The organism is Microbacterium meiriae (genome assembly GCF_032364335.1).
GTDB lineage: Bacteria > Actinomycetota > Actinomycetes > Actinomycetales > Microbacteriaceae > Microbacterium > Microbacterium meiriae.
Genome location: NZ_CP133984.1, coordinates 156,569 through 174,943, shown reverse-complemented (window position 1 = coordinate 174,943; position 18,375 = coordinate 156,569). Strand labels below are relative to the sequence as shown.

The window sequence follows — 18,375 nt, the reverse complement described above, 5'->3', positions numbered from 1 at the left end:
CGCGCGGAAACAGGCGAACGCGCGAGCACAGGCCACCCCAGAGGAATGGGCCTGCACCCGCGCGTTCGCCTGAGTTCCGGCTAGCGCGCGCTGCCGTAGTAGGTGACGTTGGGGAAGGCGAAACCGTCGCCGTTCCCGTTCCAGACACCGGTGAAGGTGATCACGACCGTCTCACCCGAGGCGAGGGGTCCCTTCCAGTCGATGCTGTCGCCGCTCACGGTGACGGTGCCGCGATTGGCCGTCACGCTCGACGGGTTCCAGCTGGAATCGTCGAGGATGCCCGCCAGCGTGTATGCGATCTCCGCGTTCGCCGAGTCGACGTTGCCGTTGTTGCCGAACTCCATCCGGTACGTCACGGCCTGGCCCGGCGTCGGGTCGGTCGGGTTCGAGTTGAACGTGTACTGGAAGAACTCGCGCTTGACGGTGTCGGTGTCGGTCGCGCAGACGTTCGCCGCGTTACCGGCGATCGCGCAGGCCTGGTTGGTCAGCACCCCGGGAGGAGCCGACTGGTTGACCTTGGCGTTCACCTTCAGCGTGACCGACTGCCCTGCCTCGAGCGTGCCGAGGTTGGCGGTCACGGTGCGCCCGGAGGCGCTCACCGTCACACCCGACGGGCCACTGCCCGAGACGAAGTCGAGACCGGCCGGGAGCGGGTCGCTGACCACGACGTTCGTGGCCGCACCGTCGCCGGTGTTCCGCACGACGATGTCGTACGTCAGGTCCTGGCCGAGCTTCACATCACCCTGACCGTCGTCCTTGCTGATCGTCAGCACGGGCGTGGTCTTCTTGGTGATGGTGGTGTCGTCCCAGTCACAGGCCTGGTTCGTGGCGGTTCCCACGGCGCAGGCGTTGTTGCGCAGGTTCCCGATCGGCGTGGATGCCCCGACGGTCGCCTTCACGGTGATCGTCGAGGACGCGCCAGGAGCGAGCGATGGGATCGTGCCCTGGACGCGCTGCCCGGTGACCGACACCTGACCGGTCGTGCCAGCGGTGTACGAGGCGGTGATACCGGTGAGTCCGGCCGGCAGGTCGTCGCTGACGACGACGTTGCTCGCCGCAGCGGTGCCGGTGTTGCGCACCACGATGTCGTACGAGAGCTGGTCGCCGATCACGGCGCTGTCGCGGTGATCGTTCTTGTCCACCGTCAGCGCGGGCGCCGTCGGCTTGTCCACGTCGATGTCGATGCTGTGCAGGTCGCTCGGCACCTTCGTCCAGGTCGGCACGAGCCCGAGGAACGCGCCCTTCGAGCGCATGCTGAGCTGGAACTCCACCTTCGAGACGGTGCCGTTGACCTGCACCGTGCCGGTCTTGGCGGCGAAGGAGGTCGAGGTGATCGTGTTCGACGTCACGTCGAGGTTGCCGCTCACGGCGCTGAGGCTCACCCCGGGGGTCTTCAGCGTGTACTTCGCCGAGGACTGCACGACGCCGCCGATGGAGTAGACGTCACCGCCGAGGTTGGCGAGGGTGATCTTCGGGTTCGTCACCTGCTGGCCGAAGTCGACCACGACGTTCCCGCGGACGCACTCGATGCCGTTCTTGCAGGGGTAGCCCTCGTTGAGGCCGATCACGTTGAGCCCGAGCTCCCCGCCGTCGCGCACGGTGGCGAGATTGACGACGTCACCGGAGCTCTTGATCTGCACCTTGTCGGTGGTGGTGATGCGGGCCGTCGCTCCGGCGGCCGACGCGGTGCGGGTGTCTCCCGATCCGCTCCAGCCGTTGACGTCGGCCGCCGAGGCGGCGGGGGCACCCGCGAGGGCGCCCGCCGCCAGAGCGGTGAGCACCCCCACGGTCAGCGCACCCCGAAGAAAGGATGTCTTCTTCACAGGTCTCTGTTCCTCCGTGTCTGTCCGGCGCCCGTCACCGGGTCGCCGAGGGACGACGACGCAGCGCGAACGCGCCGGCGGCTCCGACGGCGATCACACCGGCACCCGCGAGTCCGACGGCAGGATCGGCCACCGGCACCGGCGGACGCTCGGCGAAGGTGTGGCTGTAGTTGTAGGTGAAGCGGTGGTCGTCGGTGAAGACGCCGCCGGTGTAGAGCACCTTGGCGCTGTTGGTGATCTGCGGACCCCAGTAGTCGGCGTCGACGGTGAACGTCGCCATCGGGGTGACGATGCTGGTGCCGCCGTCGTGCGTGACGTTGAACGTCCAGACGACGTTCCCACCGACGAGCTGACCGCCGCTGGTCGCCGATGCGAAGGTCGTGTGCGCCGGCACGGGCAGGATCACCTTGTAGACGCCGTCGATCTGCTCGTCGTTGACGAGCTGCACGATCGCGCCCTCCTTGATCTCCGACCCCGGCGTCACGCCCGTCGCGGCCGTCTGGGTGGCACGACCCAGGTAGCCGCGGGTCGAGGCCTGACCGTCGACGTCTTCCGTGCTGCGGACCGAGGAGATGCCGCCGCTCGATGCGCCGTCGGTGGAGTCGGGCTGGTCGGCGGCCATGGCCCCCTGCGCGCCGAGGAGCGAGCCCCCGACGATCAGCAGGCCGACACCGGCGCTGCACGCGGTCTTGAGGATGCTCTTCATGATGAAGCCTCTTTCTTGATGTGGACACGACGAGCAGAGTGCTTCGCCGCGAATGAGACGGTGGGGACGGGGGTCGATTACGCCCGCGGACGGCGAGTATTCCGGCGCTGCGGGGCACGGACGCCGATGATCAGGAGCATCACGACGAGTCCGACGACGTACCCCAGGACGCCGACGAGGGAACCCACGAACACGTGGCTCACCTTGTAGCCCGGATCGAGACCCCAGGTCTGGGTGGCCCAGCCGATCAGGACGAGCCGCAGCATGTTGACCGCGAAGACGATGCCCCACATGGCTGCGAGCCCGCCGAACAGCCGGCTCCACCGCACGCGGGTGAAGGCGAGGATCACCGCGGCGACGACGGTGAGCGGGAGCCCGATCAGGAGTGCGGTGCACTCGACCGTGATCTGCAGAGCGATCAGGTCTCCGGTCGGGGTCCAGACGAGATAGTGCTCGCCGATCGCCGCGCGCTGGCCCTCGACGAACGGCGAGAGCAGCCACGTCGCGACGACCGCCTCGACGGCGCGGAAGGAGGTGTTGACCGCCAGGAGCGCTCCGCCCGCGGCGAGCATCAGCAGGGCCACGACCACCCGCGCGGCACGGTTCGGCGGCGACACCCGATCCAGTCGACGGGCGCGGAGGGCGGGCAGGGTCTCGGTGACGGTGGTCATCAGGCCTCCACGGCGACGGATCCGTTGACGACGACGTGGGCCTCCGCATTGCGGCGTGTCTTGGCCCATCCGTTCTTGCCCCGGACGATGCGCAGGAACGCCCGCGCGATGCAGATGTACATGTAATAGACGTAGAGCCACACCCCGAGCCCCCACCCCAGCGCCGTCAGCCAGCTCGCCTGGGGTTCGCAGCGGATCTTGTAGACGAACCCCCAGACGGCGAACGGGGCGACGGAGAAGGCGAACAGCAGCCCGAGGACGCCGAGGGTGTCGCCGAGCGCGACCTGGAAGAGCTCCGGCTGCTGCACCCAGTACCCGACCTGGGCGCCGAACAGGATGAGGAACGAGAGCCCTCCGAGCATCTGGAGGAAGGGCAGCACGAGGTAGTACACGGTCTCGATGACCCCGGCGTTGTCGACGTACGGCGACTTCACCACTTCGCGGATGTACTTGACGCACTGGATGTTCCCCTGCGCCCACCGGGTGCGCTGCGTGAGCAGACGGCGGATCGAGGGCAGCGCCTCCTGGTTCACGTGCGTGTCGTAGACGTGGCGGACCTGGTAGCCCGCCAGCACGACATGGACGCCCAGCTCGTAGTCCTCGAGCAGGGCGCCGTGCCACGGTTCGCCGAAGGTGTCGCCGATCGCATCGAGCACGGAGAGCCGGGTGAACTGGCCGTTGCCGCCCAGCCCCACGGTCCCGGTCTTCGCCCGGAGCGACTGCATCGCGGCGATGGTGGTGCGGAACTCGAGATCCTGCATCCGCAGCAGGAACCGCGCGAACGTGTTGGCGAACCGCCCGCCGTGCGGGTAGGGCTTCGGGTCGTCGCGGTTCTTCATCCAGACCGCGATCTGCGCCGCCCCCACGCTCTCGTCGCCGAAGATGTCGTCGGCGGCGCAGATCTCGAGGGCGTTGGGCTCCATCTCGCCGTCAGCGTCGATGACGACGACGACGATCCGATCGTGGTCGGCGTCTGCGGGGAGCCAGGCCAGGAGCTGATGATAGGCGGCGTTGAGTGCGTCGCCCTTGCCGGTCCGCGCCTCGGGGCGACGGCGCTGAACGAGATGCACCTGCCCGTCGGCCCCGGCCCATCGGGTGACGATCGACGCCGTGGCGTCCTCGCTGTCGTCGTCGATCACCCAGACGTGGGCGCCGGGGAAGTCCCGCCGCGCCCGCGACACGGTCGTATCGATCACCGCCTCCTCGTCCCGGCACGGGATGAAGAAGTGCCATTCGAAGCTCGCCGGATCGCCCGGGGTGGTCTTCGGATAACGGAGATAGGGGATGAGGATGAACAGGACGTACGTGACGAACGCGACGCCGAGCAGGACCGTGAACGCGTTGAGCACCGGGAACATCAGGGGGTCCTCCCCCGCGCGGGGTCCTCTTCCGGCGCGACGGAACGACGGATCGGGCGGGGAGCCGGCGCCGACCGCCGCAGCAGGCGGGTGCGCAGGAGCAGCCCCGCCCCCACGGTCACCGCGATCCCCGCCGCCATGACCCAGGTGGTCATCGATTCCGGACCTGTGACGGCGAGGGCGCCGACCGTGGCGAGCGGGGTGGTCAGGGCGTTGCTGTACATCAGGACTCCTCAGTGCGGGTCGAGGCGACGGTGCTGCGGATGTGCGCCGCGATGCGCGCGGTGGCCTGCCCGTCGCCGAAGGGGGACGGCAGGGTGGCGAGTCGGGCGAGGGTCGGCTCCACCGCGCCGAGCAGGGCGGAGGCGACCGGAGCGAGCTCCTGCGGGGTGACGAGCCGGGTGAAGGCGCCCAGCGCCTCGGGGCGCTCGGTCGAGTCCCGCACGACGAGGACAGGGCGGCCGATCACCGTCGCCTCCTCCTGGATGCCGCCGGAGTCGGAGACCAGCAGAGCGGCGTGGGCGGCGAGCGCCAGGAACCGCTCGTAGGGAAGCGGCTCCTCGGCGGTCAGTGCGTCCAGGAGGTGCGTGGCGTCCAGCGAGGTGAGCATCGCCCTGGTGCGTGGGTGCACGGGGAACACGACGGGCCACCCCGACTCCGCGATCGCGTTGAACGCGCGGAGGGTGGCCAGGAGGTTCTCCGGAGTGTCCACGTTCTCCTGACGGTGCAGGGTGGCGAGGACGAAGCCGGCAGGCGTCAATCCGAGCCGCGCGAGCTCGTCCGCATCGCCGGCCGCGCCCGCGCGCTGGGCGCGCACCGCCTCCACCACCGGATTGCCGGTGACGAGGATGCGCTCCTCGTCGATGCCCTCGGCGAGGAGGTTGGCACGGTTCGCCGCCGTCGCCGCGAACAGGTCGTCGGCGATGTGGTCGACCATAACCCGGTTGTGCTCCTCGGGCATCCGGCGATCGTTCGCCCGCAGTCCCGCCTCGACGTGCCCGAGGCGCACCCCTGCGGCATTCGCGGCGAGAGCGGCGGCGAACGTCGCGTTCGTGTCGCCTTGGACCACGACGTACCGCGGCTCGAAGCGGGTGATGGCCTCGGCGATCTGCTCGGCGGCGCGCCCGATCTGCGCCGCGCGCGGGAGACCGCCGACATGCAGCTGGAGATCGACGCGCTCGATCCCGCAGGACCGGAGGAACACCCGGGACATCCCCGGGTCGTAGTGCTGCCCGGTATGGACGACGAAGGCGGCATCTCCCAGTTCGCGGACGAGCGGAGCGAGCTTGATGATCTCGGGACGGGTCCCGAAGACGATCATGACGGAGCCTTTCGGCAGCGGAACGGACGAAGTGGACTGTGAGAAGTGCATTTCTGGGTACCTCGATCAGCCCCCGGAGGGAGGTCCCCCGTGGCTGACGCGATCAGTGGTTATCGGTGGGTCGCGCGACGCGCGGAGACGATGAGGAGCAGAGCTCCACCCGCCAGCAGCGCGATCGCGGGGAGGACGGAGAGCGGCGTGCCGCCCGTCTGCGCGAGCCCTGCAGCGGCAGGGGCACGGACGACGGTCGCCGCGCACGACCACTGCGCGTCGTCCGCGCAGGCGTGCGTCGCCGACAGCGGCGGCAGCGCGGGCAGGCCGGACAGGTCGTCCGGAACGGCGATCCCGGCCTGGACAGCCGCTGCCCGCAGGCCGGCGATCATCGACTCGTCATAGGCGACGGTGGCGCGGTTGACGACGGTGCCCTCGGCGTCCCGCGGCAGCTGCGCGCGGAGGGTCATCGTGGCCGACTCCCCGGGGCCGAGCTCCGGCACCACCCAGCCCACCCTGTCCTGCACGGCGACGCCCCCGGTCGAGGCGGCGATGAACCGCGCACCGTCGGGCAGGTCGTCGACGACGGGGATCTGCGTCGCGGCACCGGGGCCGACGTTCGACACGGTGATCGTGTAGTCGAGGATGGACCCGGCCGGCGCGGCGGACTGCGCCACGGTCTTGTCGATCTCCAACGAGGCGAGCGGGGCCACCGCGGTCAGGGCGCATGCCTGCTGCGGGTCGTCAGGACACGGGGTGGTCACCGTCGGCGCGGGCGTCCCGTTCGGCGCAGCGGCGGAGTTCTGCACGGTGGCGCGGTTCACGAGCTGGGCCTCGTCGAGCCCTCCCGGCGTCGTGCCGGTCACGTGCAGCACGACCTCGCCGCCGGCCGGGACCTCGGGGAGCGTCCAGTGTACGGCGCCGTCGGCGACCACGCCGCCCTGATCGGCCGAGACCGCGGTCAAGGCGGGCGGAAGGACATCGGTCACGGGGACATCGGTCGCCGGGGCCGTCCCGGCGTTGCCGACGACCAGGGTGTACGACAGCGCTTCGTCATGGCCGGCGACCTGCTTGTCGACGGTCTTCGCGAGCGACAACGCCGGCAGGGCGGCGACGACCGTGGAGGCGCAGGCGACACTCGCGTCGTCCGCACACGGCGTGGAGGACGTGGGCGTCGGCGTCTCGGCCGGGACACCGGCGGGGTTCTCCACCACGGCGCGGTTGACGAGGGTGGTGCCCGCGCTTGCGCGGTCGACGGTCCCGGAGACGTGCAGGGTGCTCGTGCCGCCGGCGGGAAGGGCGTCGATCGTCCAGGCGACCGCGCCGTCGGCGACCACGCCGCCCTGATCGGCCGTCGCATCGCGCAGTCCGGCGGGGAGCGTGTCGGTCACGGGCACCTGTCGGGCCTCCGCCTCGCCGGTGTTCCGGACGGTGATGGTGTAGTCGAGGACGTCGCCCGGTGCGGCCGCGGCCTTGTCGACGACCTTGGCGATCGAGAGTCCGGCGACCTTCGGGTCCGGCGTGGCGGTGGCGGTCACCCCGAGGGCGTAGCCGTCCAGCGCTGCGGTCTGCGTGCCGCCGAGGGCGAAGCGGGCGACATCGAAGACGATCCGGGTGATCTTGGTGCCCGGGACGGTGAAGCTTCCGCAGCCGCCGGGGCGCGAGGCCGCGGTGCAGGAGATCCTCATGTCGCCGCGAGAGTAGCCGTCGCCTCCGTCCACGAAGGTGGCGCCGTCGGAGACGACCGCACGGGTGGCGCCGCCGTCGGAGGAGGCGAAACGGATGCCGTCTGCGACCGAGATCCCGCCGAGTCCGGTACCGCCGGTCCCGGCGCCGAACTCGGCGATGTGGATCGCGGGATCGTCGACCGGGCGATCGAACGTGATCGTGAGCTGCCCCTCGCCGCAGCGCGACGACGTCCCGCAGTTCGCGTTCGAGTGGACGTCGAGCGTCGCGAGGTCCTTCGCCGAGACACCGGCCGCGTACATGGCGTCCGTGCCGCTCCAGGAGCTCAGCGTCTTACCCTCGCCGCCGAAGATGCGGGAGCCGCCGGCGAGTGTGGCGGTGGCGATCGTGCCGTCCGGCAGCGTGAACCGGCCGGTGTTCGCGTCGACGATGGTCGCGGCTCCCGTCGCGGCGTCAGCGGGTGCCGCGGCAGCGACGGCGCCCAGGGCGAGCAGCAATCCGAGCACGAAGGCGCCCGATCGTTTCCTCATGGCGATGTGGTTCCAATCTCGATCTCTTCATCCGCTGGTATCCGGAGATGGCGGACTCCTACAGGACGGCGATCCGCGGGGGTGATTACGCGCGGTTCCGAAATCAATCCACGATGACCACCTCCGCGCTCGCCGCGCCGGAGATCCCGGCGATGTTGGACTGCGCGAAACTCAGGGTCACCGCGGTCCCGGCGGGCACCGGATAGGCGTCGACGCGGAAGCTCGCCTGCCATCGCTCGTTCGCCGCGCACGTCCCCGCCGCCAGGGTGGCGCCGTAGGCGGACACCGTGAGGTCGGCACCGACCTCGCACGCCACGGTCACGGACAGCAGCTCGGTGCGTGAGACCTGCCCTGGCACGTCGATGAGGACAGGAGGGCTCGGCACGCTCGCCTCGGGGACGGGTTCCGGCTCCGGCTCCGGCGGCGGCGCTGCCGGAGCGGACGGCTCCGGCGCGGCCGACGGCGGAGGGCTCGCGACCGGCGTCGCCGCCGGGGCGGATGTCGCCTCCGGGGATGGGACCGGGGTGGGTACGCTCCACGTCACGACCTCCGTGGCGGCGGGCGCCGCGACCACGGCGGTGCCCCCGACCACCGTGGCGGCGACGGTCGCCGCGAGCGTCGTCGCGGTGACCGCGGCCACGATACCGATGGTGGCCTTCGCGGCAGCGATACCCGCGACCGGAGCAGCGATCGCGGGCGGCAGCGGGGCGGCGCTGGCGGACAGTCCGGCAGATGTCAGCGACTGCCAGATCTGCGCACCGGCCCCCACCGTGATGCCGGCGGGGAAGAGGACGGACAGCATGCGCGAGCTGGCGTGACGCGCCTCCTCGGCCTTGGCGCGGCAGTCGGCGCACTCGTCGAGGTGGGCGTGCACACGGGCCGTGTCCCGGGGCGTGAGGCGCTGGCGGGCGTGCGCGCCCAGCTTCCCCATCGTCCACTGACACTCCCGGGAGGCCGGCGGGCGGGCCGCGACGTGCGCGGTGATCCAGGCCTGGCGGAGCCCCTCCCTGGCACGGAAGGCGAGGACCGCGGCCGCGCGCTCGCTGATGTCGAGGCGCTTGCCGATCTCGTGCATGGAGAGGTGCTCGACCTCGCCGAACCACAGCACATCCTGCCAGCGCTCCGGCAGGGCCAGGATGGCCTGCGAGACGAGCGAGGCGTCGAAATCGGCGTCGGCCGCGGCATCCGTGCTGTTCGGGTCCTCCACCGCCTCGATGTACTCGATGGGCACCTCGCGACGGGCGCGGCCCCAGCTGATGGCGAGGTTGCGCATCGTGGCGAACAGGTACGGCTTGAACGCGGCCGTGGGCCCCTTCCCGGCCTGGATCGCCTGATAGATTCGGGTGAAGGACTCTGCGACGAGGTCGTCGGCATCGGCTGACCACCAGTAGCTGCGGGCCACGGCCGCCGCCGCGGGTGCGTAGCGCTCCCACAGCTCCGCATAGGCCTGCTCGTCACCCCCGCGGACTCGGTCCAGCAGGTCCGCGTCGCGTTCCCTCTCCTCGTCTCTGCGTTGGTCGCTCATGGTGTTCCCTTCCCCCGAGGGCCTGTGTCGGTGAGGTGACAGACCTCACCCGTGCGTTCTCGCGCCGACGCGGGGCACGACCCGACGGATGTCGGCCGCACCCCGCCCGGCGCGTGCGATCAGCGGTTCCCGCGGCGTGCGCGTCGCGCGGCCGCCAGCGCACCTCCTATCCCCAGAAGCAGCACCCCGGCGAGCAGACCCGCTGTCGCGATCTCCCCGCCGGTCGTGGCCAGCGAGCCCCCGGGAGTGCCCGCCGGCGTGCTCGGCGTGCTCGGCGTGGCCGGCGTGCTCGGCGTCGCCGGCGTGCTCGGCGTGGCCGGAACGGGCGGCGGGGGCACGACGGCCACCGGGTTCTGCACGCTCACGGTGACGGTCTCGTCCCCCACCGTGAACCGCTCCGGGCTGATCACCGGCGTTCCCCATGCGGTGCCGGCCACGGGCTCCGGCGCCCGCTCGCGGACCCTGACCTCCGCGCCGGCAGGCAGCGCCGGGCTCGTCACCGGCGATCCGGCCTCGAGATCGAGCACCCCCGAGCCCGCCGGGAAGCCCGGCCCCGCCGGGTACGTGTACTCCAGCACGTACCGGGTCCCGGCGGGGATCCGCTCGGTCGCGGCCGCCGGACCGCTGAGGGTCTTCAGCGCCGTGAAGCGCCCGACGCGCGTGCCGTTCCCCGTCCCCGAGCCGCCGTGGCGGGTGACCTCCGACGTGACCGTCGACGATGTCTCGGTGCCGACCCGGATCTCGGCGGCGTTGCGGTAGGTGCCGGCCGCACCGTCGTCGGTCACCCGCGAGAGGTAGTGCACGTTGTAGAAGCCGCCCTCGACGGCGGTGAAGGTGACGGTGGTCCCGTCGGCGGAGACGGTGTAGTCGGCGGCAGCGACCTCGGTGACCGGCCCCGGGACGACGAGACCGCTGGGGAGGGTCTGCAGACCGGTGGCGACCCACAGCGACGGGTAGCGTTCCCCGGCGGCGGATTCGCGCAGGAGCTCCTGGTCGGAGCCGATGACGTCGGTGACGACGACTTCCTGACCCGCGGCCATGCCCTTCGCTCCCGCCCCGACGGCGACGTCCCACGCGATGGTGTCCGAGGTGTTCTGGTACTCCCCGCTCTTGAAGTCCGCGCGGCCTCGGAAGTCACAGTCGGTCGTGCAGATGAAGGGGTCCGGCTTCACATCGACGGAAGCGGTGACGTCACCGAAGTCGTAGGTGACCGTGGTGGTCTCGCTCACCTCGGTGGTCACCGTCGCCCAGAAGGAGAAGCCTCCGGAGAGACCGACGGGGTGCTCCTCGAGGTAAGCGCTGTCGATGTCGCAGACGAGCTGCGCGGCGGTCGTCACGCAGCGTCCCGCCTCAGCTCCCGCCGCGTCGAGCAACGGGAAGGTGTCCGGCAGCCCACGGAGGCCCTCGGGGAGCTCGACGACGAAACCGGCAGGTGCGACCGGGTTGTCCGGCAGGGACCAGGTGCCGGTCAGCTCGGCCTTCGTGCCGCTGGCGACGGCCGTCTCCGTGAAGGCCAGGGACTCGACCGTCGCGCCGGTCGTGTACGGCGGGGCCGCGGTCGCCGCGACGGGGACGAGCAGGGCTCCGACGAATCCGCCGACGATCATGGCGACGGCGGCGACGCGGCGGGCGATGCGGCTCCGTCCCGAGCGGGGTCGGACGGGTGGCGAATGGGTCAGCATGTGTTCCTCCGGTGACAGCCGCGCACACGCGACGTGGGCACGGTCGAAGATGAGACACGGCGGGGCCCGACGTACTACGCGCGTTCCGCAGGATTGCGGAACGCGACGATGCACGCCGCACGTGTCTCCACGCCGCGCGGCGTCGCACTCTCTCCGCCCGCGGCGATGCCGCGGAGCTCTCCCCCGGCCCGCAAGGTTCCCCTCCCTCGCACAGGCCGCCAACGACGGTACCCCTCATGCGGCGCATCGCAGGTGTTCGCAGCCGCGCGTATATCGGCGTTCCGGAATGGGCCGACGGAACGCCCCGAGACCCGGGGATGTGCGGCGGGCCGGGGGAGCAGCCCGCCGCACGAGGGACTCGATTTCTCCACGTCGTCGGGTTGGGGATTCGACGACGTCCTGGGCCACGGATCCCGTCCGCGCTCACATGCCCAGCCTCGCCCCTCGGCAAACAGGACGGGAACGGCCCCTGAGCATTACGCCGGATAAGCTCGGAAACGTGCCCATCGCCCCCTCCGCCTCCCCTGCCACCGCCGACGACGACCTCCGCCGCCTCGCCGACGCGCTCCGCGACCCGGCACCGCTGAACTGGGTCATCACCGGCGACTCGATCACCCACGGCCTGGTGCACACCCAGGGCGGGCGCAGCTACCAGGAGCACCTCCACGAGCTGATCAGGGGCGAGCTCGAGCGCGTCCGCGACATCGTGCTCAACACCGCGATCAGCGGCAACCGGATCGTCGACATCCTCGACGACTGGGAGCGTCGGGTCTCGGGCTGGCAGCCGGATGTCGTCACCCTCATGGTCGGCACCAACGACGCCTCGGACGGCGGGCCCCGACCGGTGATCTCGCCGGACGACTACGCCGCCTCCCTGCATGACTTCGTGAGCCGGGTGCGCGAACTCGGCGCCATCCCGGTGCTCCAGACGCCGCCCGCCATCGACGTCCGCAACGCGCCGGAGCGGGCGCGGATCGCCGACTTCGCCGAGGCCGTCCGTCGGGTCGCGTCCGCGGAGGACGTGATCCTCGTCGACCAGTACGCGCACTTCGCGGAGCTGGGCGGTGGCGGGATGCCGTGGGGCCTCATGAACGACCCCTTCCACCCCAGCGCCGCCGGACACGCCGCTCTCGCCCTGGAGCTCGCCCGCGTCCTCGGCATCGCGCCGGAGGGACCGCGCGCCCGCACAGCCGCCCTCCTGGAAGGCATGGTCGGCACGGCTCGCGTCTTCGGCTGAGAGGCCCGGATTCACCCGGCCAGGGTGACCGCTCTGGACGGCGGTGACGGCGCGACGCTAGGTTGAGCGCATTCACACTCGACAGTGAGGTGGGGGCATGTCGCACGTCGTCGCAACCGGGGCCGGCAAGGCCATGATGGAACGTCGGAACGATCCGACGCACGAGTACATCCTGAAGCTCACCGGCAAGGAGCGGCCTCGGGTCCTCTTCGTCGGCACCGCGACCGGCGATGACACCGCCTACATCGTGAGCTTCTACTCCACGTACGACTCCGACAGATGCGCGCCGCACCACCTGCCGCTGTTCCATCGCGCCGTCGACGACCTGGCCGGGTTCGTGAAGGGCTTCGACGTCATCCACGTCGGCGGCGGGAACACCGCCAACATGCTCGACGTCTGGAAGCGTCAGGGCCTCGACGAGATCATGCGCGAGATGTGGGAGGACCCCTCGTCGAACGTCGTGTTCACGGGAGGCAGCGCGGGCGGCATCTGCTGGTTCGAGGGCGGCACGACCGACAGCTACGGACCCACGCTGCAGGTGCTCCCCGAGGGCCTCGGGTTCCTGCACGGCAGCTTCTGTCCGCACTACGACGCCGAGGACCAGCGACGGCCGCTCTTCCACGCCTCCCTGCTCAGCGGCGAGCTCTCCACCGGGTATGCGGTGGGCAACCTGCAGTCGTTGCACTTCGAGAACAGCGAGTTCGTCACGGCGGTCAGCCCGGTCGAGAACGCGTTGGCGCTGAAGGTCGAGGCGGCCGACGGGAATATCGTCGAGACCGAGCTGCCGGTGCAGGTCCTCACCGGGGCGGCGCCGATCGTGAAGGGGCCGTCGTCGTGAACGACAGCGTCTGGATCCTCGTCGCCGAGCTCATCGTCGTCGTCCTGGCGATCTTCATGGGCACCCGCACGAGCGGGATCGGCCTGGGCGTGTGGGGCCTCGTCGGCGTCGCGGTGCTCGTGTTCGTGTTCGGGGAGGCCCCCGGCAACGCCCCCGTCGACGCGGTGTTCATCGTCATCACGGTCATCACCGCGGCCTCGACCATGCAGGCCGCGGGCGGCATCGACTGGATGGTGTCTGTGGCTGCGAAGGTCATCCGCAAACGCCCGAAGTCCGTCGTCTTCCTCGCGCCGGCCATGTCGTTCCTCTTCACGGTCGGTGCGGGGACCGGCAACATCTTCTACCCGCTGCTGCCCGTGATCTACGACGTCTCCTACCAGCAGAAGATCCGGCCGGAGCGGGCGCTGTCGGTCTCGGCCGTCGCCTCGCAGGTCGGCATCCTGTGCTCGCCGGTCTCCGCGGCCACCGCATCGATGGTCGTGCTGCTCGCGCCGCAGGGCGTCGACCTCGGCGGTCTGCTCCTCATCATGTGGCCGGCCTCGATCGCGGGCCTGCTCGTCGCCGCCCTGGTCATGATGCGTCACGGCAAGGACCTCGAGGACGACCCGGAGTACCAGAAGCGCCTGGCGGAGGGGCAGATCAAGCCGCCCACCGTCGACGCGCACGAGAACAAGCTCCCGCCGACCGCCGTGCTCTCGGCCTCGCTGTTCCTCGCGGGCGTCGCGGTGATCGTCTTCTTCGGCCTGTTCGAGAACCTCCGTCCGGTCATCGGCACCGATGACGACGGCGACCCGCTCCGCCTGAGCGTCACGGTGATCATCGAGGTCGTCATGGGCATCATCGCCGCGCTGATCTTCGTGTTCTGCAAGGTCAAGGCCGCCGACGTGCCGAAGCAGTCCACGTTCCCCGCGGGCATCGTCGGGGCCATCGCCCTGTTCGGCATCGCCTGGCTCGCCAACACGTTCGTCGCCGCGAACCAGACCCTCATCGTCGACGGGCTGGGCTCGGTCGTCTCCGGATCGTCCGCCTTCCTCGGCGCTCTGCTGTTCGCGCTGGCGCTCTTCGCGGTCGCCATGCTCACGACCAGCCAATCGAGCGCCACGAACGCGATCGTCCCGATCGGCATCACGATCGGTCTGCCCGCCTCCCTGCTGGTGGGGCTGTGGCCGGCGGCGATGGGCATCTACACGCTGCCCGCCAACGGCAGCCAGGTGGCGACGGTCGCGTTCGACCAGACCGGAACGACGAAGATGGGCAAGTTCGTCATCGACCACTCGTTCCAGCTGCCGAACCTCGTCTACGTCGGCACGGCGATCGTCGTCGGGGTGGCGCTGTCGTTCCTGTTCACGTGACATGACCGACGTCGTCGACCGGTCGGCGCTGCGGCAGTTCCTCCTGGGACTGGCTCAGGGCATGAATGCATCGGCGGAGTCCGTCGACCGCATCCGGGACACGATCGCCGAGGTGGCCACGGCATCGGGGGGAGACGGCGCCGACTTCGTCGTCCTGCCGACGATCATCATCGTGGAGACGGGGGACGCGGAGGAGCAGCGGGTCGCGTTCCGCTCGGCCACGAACGCCTCGTTCCGCTTCGACCAGATCGCCGCGCTGTACGACCTCATCGCGCAGGCGAAGACCGGCGGCGTGGACCCGCTGGACGGCATCCGGCGGCTCAACGAGATCGGCGCGATGCGCCCGCGGCTCGGCTGGTTCACCCGCACGCTCGGGCATGCCATCCTCACGACCGGCCTCGCGCTCCTGCTCGCGCCGACCTGGCAGGGCGCGCTCGTCGCCTTCGTGCTCGGGTTCGGGATCGGCCTGCTCAAGCTCGTGCGCTCCCCCACGCTGCAGCTGGTCATGCCCATCGCCGCGGCCTTCGTGTGCGCGGCCGCGGTGTTCCTGCTCGCGGAGGTGATCGAGATCGGCGACCCGATCCGGCTGCTGATCGCGCCGCTGGTGACCTTCCTCCCCGGCGGCGTGCTCACCACGGCGACGGTCGAGCTCGCAGCCGGGCAGATGATCTCCGGTGCGTCCCGCCTCATCTACGGATTCGTGCAGCTCGCCCTCCTCGCCTTCGGCATCCTCGCCGCGGGCGCGGTGGTGGGCGTCTCGAGCGACTCGTACGAGGCGCTCGACGCCTCCTCGTCGTACCTGCCCTGGTGGGTGCCGCTGCTGGGCATCCTCGTGTTCGCGCTCGGCAACTACCTGCACTTCTCCTCCCCGCCGTCCACGTTCGGGTGGGTGCTGCTCGCCCTGGTCGTCGCCTACCTCGGCCAGTGGGCGGGGACGGAGTTCATCGACCCGGCGGTCGGCGGCTTCGTCGGCGCGGTCGCCGTCACGCCGGTCGTGTTCTGGATCGCCGGGCTGCGCCACGGGGCCCCGTCGCAGCTCACGTTCCTCCCCGCGTTCTGGCTGCTGGTGCCGGGAGCGGCCGGGCTGGTGGGACTCACCGAGGCGGTGGCGACCGACAACGGTCTCGCCGACTTCACCGCCGCCCTCGTCTCCGTCATGTCGATCGCGTTGGGTGTGCTCATCGGCACGGCGCTCTACCGCGTCGTGCACCATGGCGCGGAGGAGTTCGTCCAGTTCGCCGTCGCCCCGCCGCCCGCGGAGGACGAGGAGCCCGCGCCGACGCTGTGGCACCGCCTGTCTGCCCCGCTGCGCCGCCTGCGCCGCCTGCGCCGCCGCGATCGCTAGCGGTACACCTCGCGACGGTGGCCGGCGTGCACGACGACGACCGTCAGGATCCCGTCCTCGATCCGGTAGAGAACCCGGTAGTCCCCCGTCCGCACCCGCCACTCCGGTCGGCCGGTGAGCTTGCGTGCTGCGGGGGGCCGAGGGTCTTCGGAGAGGAGCTCGATGACGGCCTGGATACGTCGCCTCGCCTCAGGAGGGAGCTTGCGGATCGCCCGCACGGCGACAGGCAGGACCTGGACGTCGTAGGTCACGGCACGAGCCCGAGGTCCCGCTTCACCTCCTCCCACGGGATCGGCGTCTCGGCGAGTCGGGCTGTCTCCTCCCAGGCGGCATCGACCGCGCGGATGTCGGCCAGTTCCTCCGCGTCTTCGAGGAGTCGCTCCAGCAGGCTGGCATCGACGACAGCCGCCACCGGGAGGTTTCGTCGGGTGAGATAGACGGGCTCCTTGCGCGCCTCGTCGATGATGGACGCCAGCCGCCCCCGGGCTTCCGTGATCGCGATCTCGCTCATGAGTCCATAGTAGTGCGAAACGTACAGAACAGCGCGGAAAGGACAGGACGCGGAAGGGCGACGGGCCCCGCGCCGCGGAGGCGACGCGGGGCCCGGTGCAGGTCAGAGCGTGGCGAGGATCTCCTTCATCTCCGCGATCTCCGCGGTCTGCGCGTCGACGATGTCCTGCGCGAGGGCGACCGCGTCGGCGTTCTCGCCGTCCGCGACCTCCGTCTCGGCCATCTCGACCGCGCCCTCGTGGTGGGCGATCATCTGCTCCAGGAACAGCCGGGACGCCTCCGGGCCCGCGGCGGCTTCGAGCGCGGCGAGGTCGTCGTCGCTCATCATGCCGTCACCGTGGTCCATCTCCGCGGGGTCACCCGCCTCGGCACCCCAGTCGTCGAGCCATCCCTGCAGCTGCTCGATCTCCGGGCCCTGAGCGGCCTTGATGCGTTCGGCGAGGTCGGTCACCCGTGGGTCGACGTCATCCTTCGCGAGCACGATGTCCGACATCTCGACGGCCTGCTCGTGATGGACGATCATCATGGACGCGAACATCGCATCGGCCTCGTTCGCTCCGGCCAGCGGGGCGTCCGAGGTGGAGTGATCCATACCGGAGTGGTCAGCCGGTCCCGCAGGCGCGGCCGAGGCGCATCCCGCGAGGGCGAGGGTTCCGACCAGCACGAGGGCGGCGGCGGCAGCGGTTCGATTCTTCATTTCTCTCTCATCTCTGTCTGTCGGAAGGGCGTCCGCGGTCGCGGAGCCCGGGCGCTCACCAGCGCCGATCAGGTCCGACTGATGCAGAGGACGTGGAGTGAGGGGGGACGGAGAGGGGCGGCGGCGGTTCCCGCGCGCACGCGGAGGGCGCGCAGCAGGGGAGCGATCACGGCCGCGCGGGTGGGGCGCAGCACCAGGAGCAGTCCGCCGAGGAGCGCGAGGACGCAGGCCGCGCCGCCATCCCCCGCGGAGGCGTCGGGGGCGACGGCCGCCTCGGCGACGGACACCGCATGCGCCGCCGACGCCGAGGGGTGCGCGGGCCCCGGTGCCGCGTGGCCCGCCATCGCGTGCGCTCCGGGGGTGCCGTGCGTGTCGAGCGCGTGCATGCCGAGGAGCCCGAGCACGACGCCGCCCACGAGGAGGACGACGAGCAGCGCCCTCTGGAGCACGCGACGACCGGCCATGGGTCCACTATACCCGGTGGGGGTATAGTGGACCGCAGTCAGCGGGCGACGCCCGCGCGACGCAGCAGCCGGCGGACGGCGAGGACGACTCCCGCCACCGCGAGCTCCCCGAGCACCCGGCCGAGCAGCGTGGCGATGAGCACCGGCGGGACGAGATGCTCCGGCGAGAACACGGGGAGGGCGACGAGGAAGAGAACCACTCCGGTCACGGCGCTGGCGAGCAGGACACGACCCGGGGGGACCGCGGCGTCGCGCCGGAACGGCAGCGCGAGGTCGAGGACCGCGCCGCCGAGGACGAGCGGTACCACCCCGAGCAGCCCGATGGGGGACACCGCGAGCGTCAGCACCCCGGTCACGAAGGCGGCCAGCGTCGCCATGCCAGGGACCCGGGTGACGACGCGGGCGAGGAAAGGCAGTGCGGTGTGCACGGCCGCGACCAGGGCATACGCGGGAGGGGAGGCAGCGGCCAGCACGCTCGTGACCGGGACGACAGCAAGGAAGACGAGGGCCTGAACCGCGCCGAGGGCTGCGCTCACGAGCAGGGCGCTGGTCGGCACACGGCGGGACACGGGCGATATCGGACCACTCACTCCTCCGAGCCTAGAACTCCCGGCGCCCCTCGCTCCGCAGCGTCCTGCA

General features: G+C 71.0%; 18 protein-coding genes. 4 read left to right on the top strand and 14 right to left on the bottom strand.

Annotation, left to right across the window (positions count from 1 at the left end):
* Positions 1 to 80: 80 nt before the first annotated feature.
* The 9 genes from RI211_RS00815 to RI211_RS00775 form a co-directional block, all read right to left on the bottom strand.
* Positions 81 to 1,823, bottom strand: a complete 1,743-nt coding sequence (locus tag RI211_RS00815) for a DUF7927 domain-containing protein (RefSeq protein ID WP_315638279.1) — start codon at positions 1,821 to 1,823, stop codon at positions 81 to 83.
* 34 nt (positions 1,824 to 1,857) lie between these two features.
* On the bottom strand, positions 1,858 to 2,529 hold the full coding sequence (locus RI211_RS00810; RefSeq protein WP_187662919.1) for a hypothetical protein: 672 nt from the start codon (positions 2,527 to 2,529) through the stop codon (positions 1,858 to 1,860).
* Between the two features lie 77 nt (positions 2,530 to 2,606).
* The gene (locus RI211_RS00805) at positions 2,607 to 3,200 is read right to left on the bottom strand and encodes an exosortase/archaeosortase family protein (RefSeq protein WP_187662918.1); all 594 of its coding nucleotides are present in this window, start codon (positions 3,198 to 3,200) and stop codon (positions 2,607 to 2,609) included.
* A complete protein-coding gene (locus RI211_RS00800; protein ID WP_315638280.1) occupies positions 3,200 to 4,558 on the bottom strand; it encodes an XrtP-associated glycosyltransferase in 1,359 nt (452 codons plus the stop codon). The genes RI211_RS00805 and RI211_RS00800 overlap by 1 nt, the downstream gene beginning before the upstream one ends.
* Positions 4,558 to 4,782, bottom strand: coding sequence for an LPXTG cell wall anchor domain-containing protein (locus tag RI211_RS00795; protein WP_315638281.1), 225 nt, complete (start codon positions 4,780 to 4,782; stop codon positions 4,558 to 4,560). The genes RI211_RS00800 and RI211_RS00795 overlap by 1 nt, the downstream gene beginning before the upstream one ends.
* A complete protein-coding gene (gene wecB, locus RI211_RS00790; protein WP_315638282.1) occupies positions 4,782 to 5,879 on the bottom strand; it encodes a non-hydrolyzing UDP-N-acetylglucosamine 2-epimerase in 1,098 nt (365 codons plus the stop codon). The genes RI211_RS00795 and wecB overlap by 1 nt, the downstream gene beginning before the upstream one ends.
* A 110-nt stretch (positions 5,880 to 5,989) precedes the next feature.
* Positions 5,990 to 8,086, bottom strand: coding sequence for a DUF11 domain-containing protein (locus tag RI211_RS00785; protein WP_315638283.1), 2,097 nt, complete (start codon positions 8,084 to 8,086; stop codon positions 5,990 to 5,992).
* 103 nt (positions 8,087 to 8,189) lie between these two features.
* Positions 8,190 to 9,611 carry a sigma-70 family RNA polymerase sigma factor gene (locus RI211_RS00780; RefSeq protein WP_315638284.1) on the bottom strand — a complete coding sequence of 474 codons (1,422 nt, stop codon included), beginning with the start codon at positions 9,609 to 9,611 and terminating at the stop codon, positions 8,190 to 8,192.
* A gap of 119 nt (positions 9,612 to 9,730) precedes the next feature.
* Positions 9,731 to 11,293, bottom strand: coding sequence for a DUF5979 domain-containing protein (locus RI211_RS00775; RefSeq protein ID WP_315638285.1), 1,563 nt, complete (start codon positions 11,291 to 11,293; stop codon positions 9,731 to 9,733).
* A gap of 499 nt (positions 11,294 to 11,792) precedes the next feature.
* Here RI211_RS00775 and RI211_RS00770 point away from each other — a divergent pair, with 499 nt between their 5' ends.
* The 4 genes from RI211_RS00770 to RI211_RS00755 all read left to right on the top strand — a co-directional run bounded on the left by RI211_RS00770 (position 11,793) and on the right by RI211_RS00755 (position 16,065).
* Complete coding sequence (locus tag RI211_RS00770) at positions 11,793 to 12,530, top strand: SGNH/GDSL hydrolase family protein (RefSeq protein WP_315638286.1); 738 nt, start codon at positions 11,793 to 11,795, stop codon at positions 12,528 to 12,530.
* A 97-nt stretch (positions 12,531 to 12,627) separates the two neighbouring features.
* Positions 12,628 to 13,368, top strand: coding sequence for a Type 1 glutamine amidotransferase-like domain-containing protein (locus tag RI211_RS00765; protein WP_187662910.1), 741 nt, complete (start codon positions 12,628 to 12,630; stop codon positions 13,366 to 13,368).
* A complete protein-coding gene (locus RI211_RS00760; protein WP_187662909.1) occupies positions 13,365 to 14,720 on the top strand; it encodes an anaerobic C4-dicarboxylate transporter family protein in 1,356 nt (451 codons plus the stop codon). The genes RI211_RS00765 and RI211_RS00760 overlap by 4 nt, the downstream gene beginning before the upstream one ends.
* Position 14,721: 1 nt before the next feature.
* On the top strand, positions 14,722 to 16,065 hold the full coding sequence (locus RI211_RS00755; protein WP_315638287.1) for a threonine/serine exporter family protein: 1,344 nt from the start codon (positions 14,722 to 14,724) through the stop codon (positions 16,063 to 16,065).
* On the opposite strand, the gene RI211_RS00750 is transcribed toward RI211_RS00755, so the two are convergent.
* The 5 genes from RI211_RS00750 to RI211_RS00730 all read right to left on the bottom strand — a co-directional run bounded on the left by RI211_RS00750 (position 16,062) and on the right by RI211_RS00730 (position 18,326).
* Positions 16,062 to 16,316 carry a type II toxin-antitoxin system RelE family toxin gene (locus RI211_RS00750; protein ID WP_315638288.1) on the bottom strand — a complete coding sequence of 85 codons (255 nt, stop codon included), beginning with the start codon at positions 16,314 to 16,316 and terminating at the stop codon, positions 16,062 to 16,064. The genes RI211_RS00755 and RI211_RS00750 overlap by 4 nt on opposite strands.
* Positions 16,313 to 16,576 (bottom strand): type II toxin-antitoxin system Phd/YefM family antitoxin, encoded by a 264-nt coding sequence (locus RI211_RS00745; RefSeq protein ID WP_268777520.1) that lies wholly within the window; start codon positions 16,574 to 16,576, stop codon positions 16,313 to 16,315. The genes RI211_RS00750 and RI211_RS00745 overlap by 4 nt, the downstream gene beginning before the upstream one ends.
* Before the next feature lie 102 nt (positions 16,577 to 16,678).
* On the bottom strand, positions 16,679 to 17,272 hold the full coding sequence (locus tag RI211_RS00740; RefSeq protein ID WP_280565792.1) for a DUF305 domain-containing protein: 594 nt from the start codon (positions 17,270 to 17,272) through the stop codon (positions 16,679 to 16,681).
* Positions 17,273 to 17,340: 68 nt separating this feature from the next.
* Positions 17,341 to 17,736, bottom strand: a complete 396-nt coding sequence (locus RI211_RS00735; RefSeq protein ID WP_315638289.1) for a DUF6153 family protein — start codon at positions 17,734 to 17,736, stop codon at positions 17,341 to 17,343.
* 38 nt (positions 17,737 to 17,774) lie between these two features.
* Positions 17,775 to 18,326 carry an ECF transporter S component gene (locus RI211_RS00730; RefSeq protein ID WP_315638290.1) on the bottom strand — a complete coding sequence of 184 codons (552 nt, stop codon included), beginning with the start codon at positions 18,324 to 18,326 and terminating at the stop codon, positions 17,775 to 17,777.
* Positions 18,327 to 18,375: the final 49 nt, after the last annotated feature.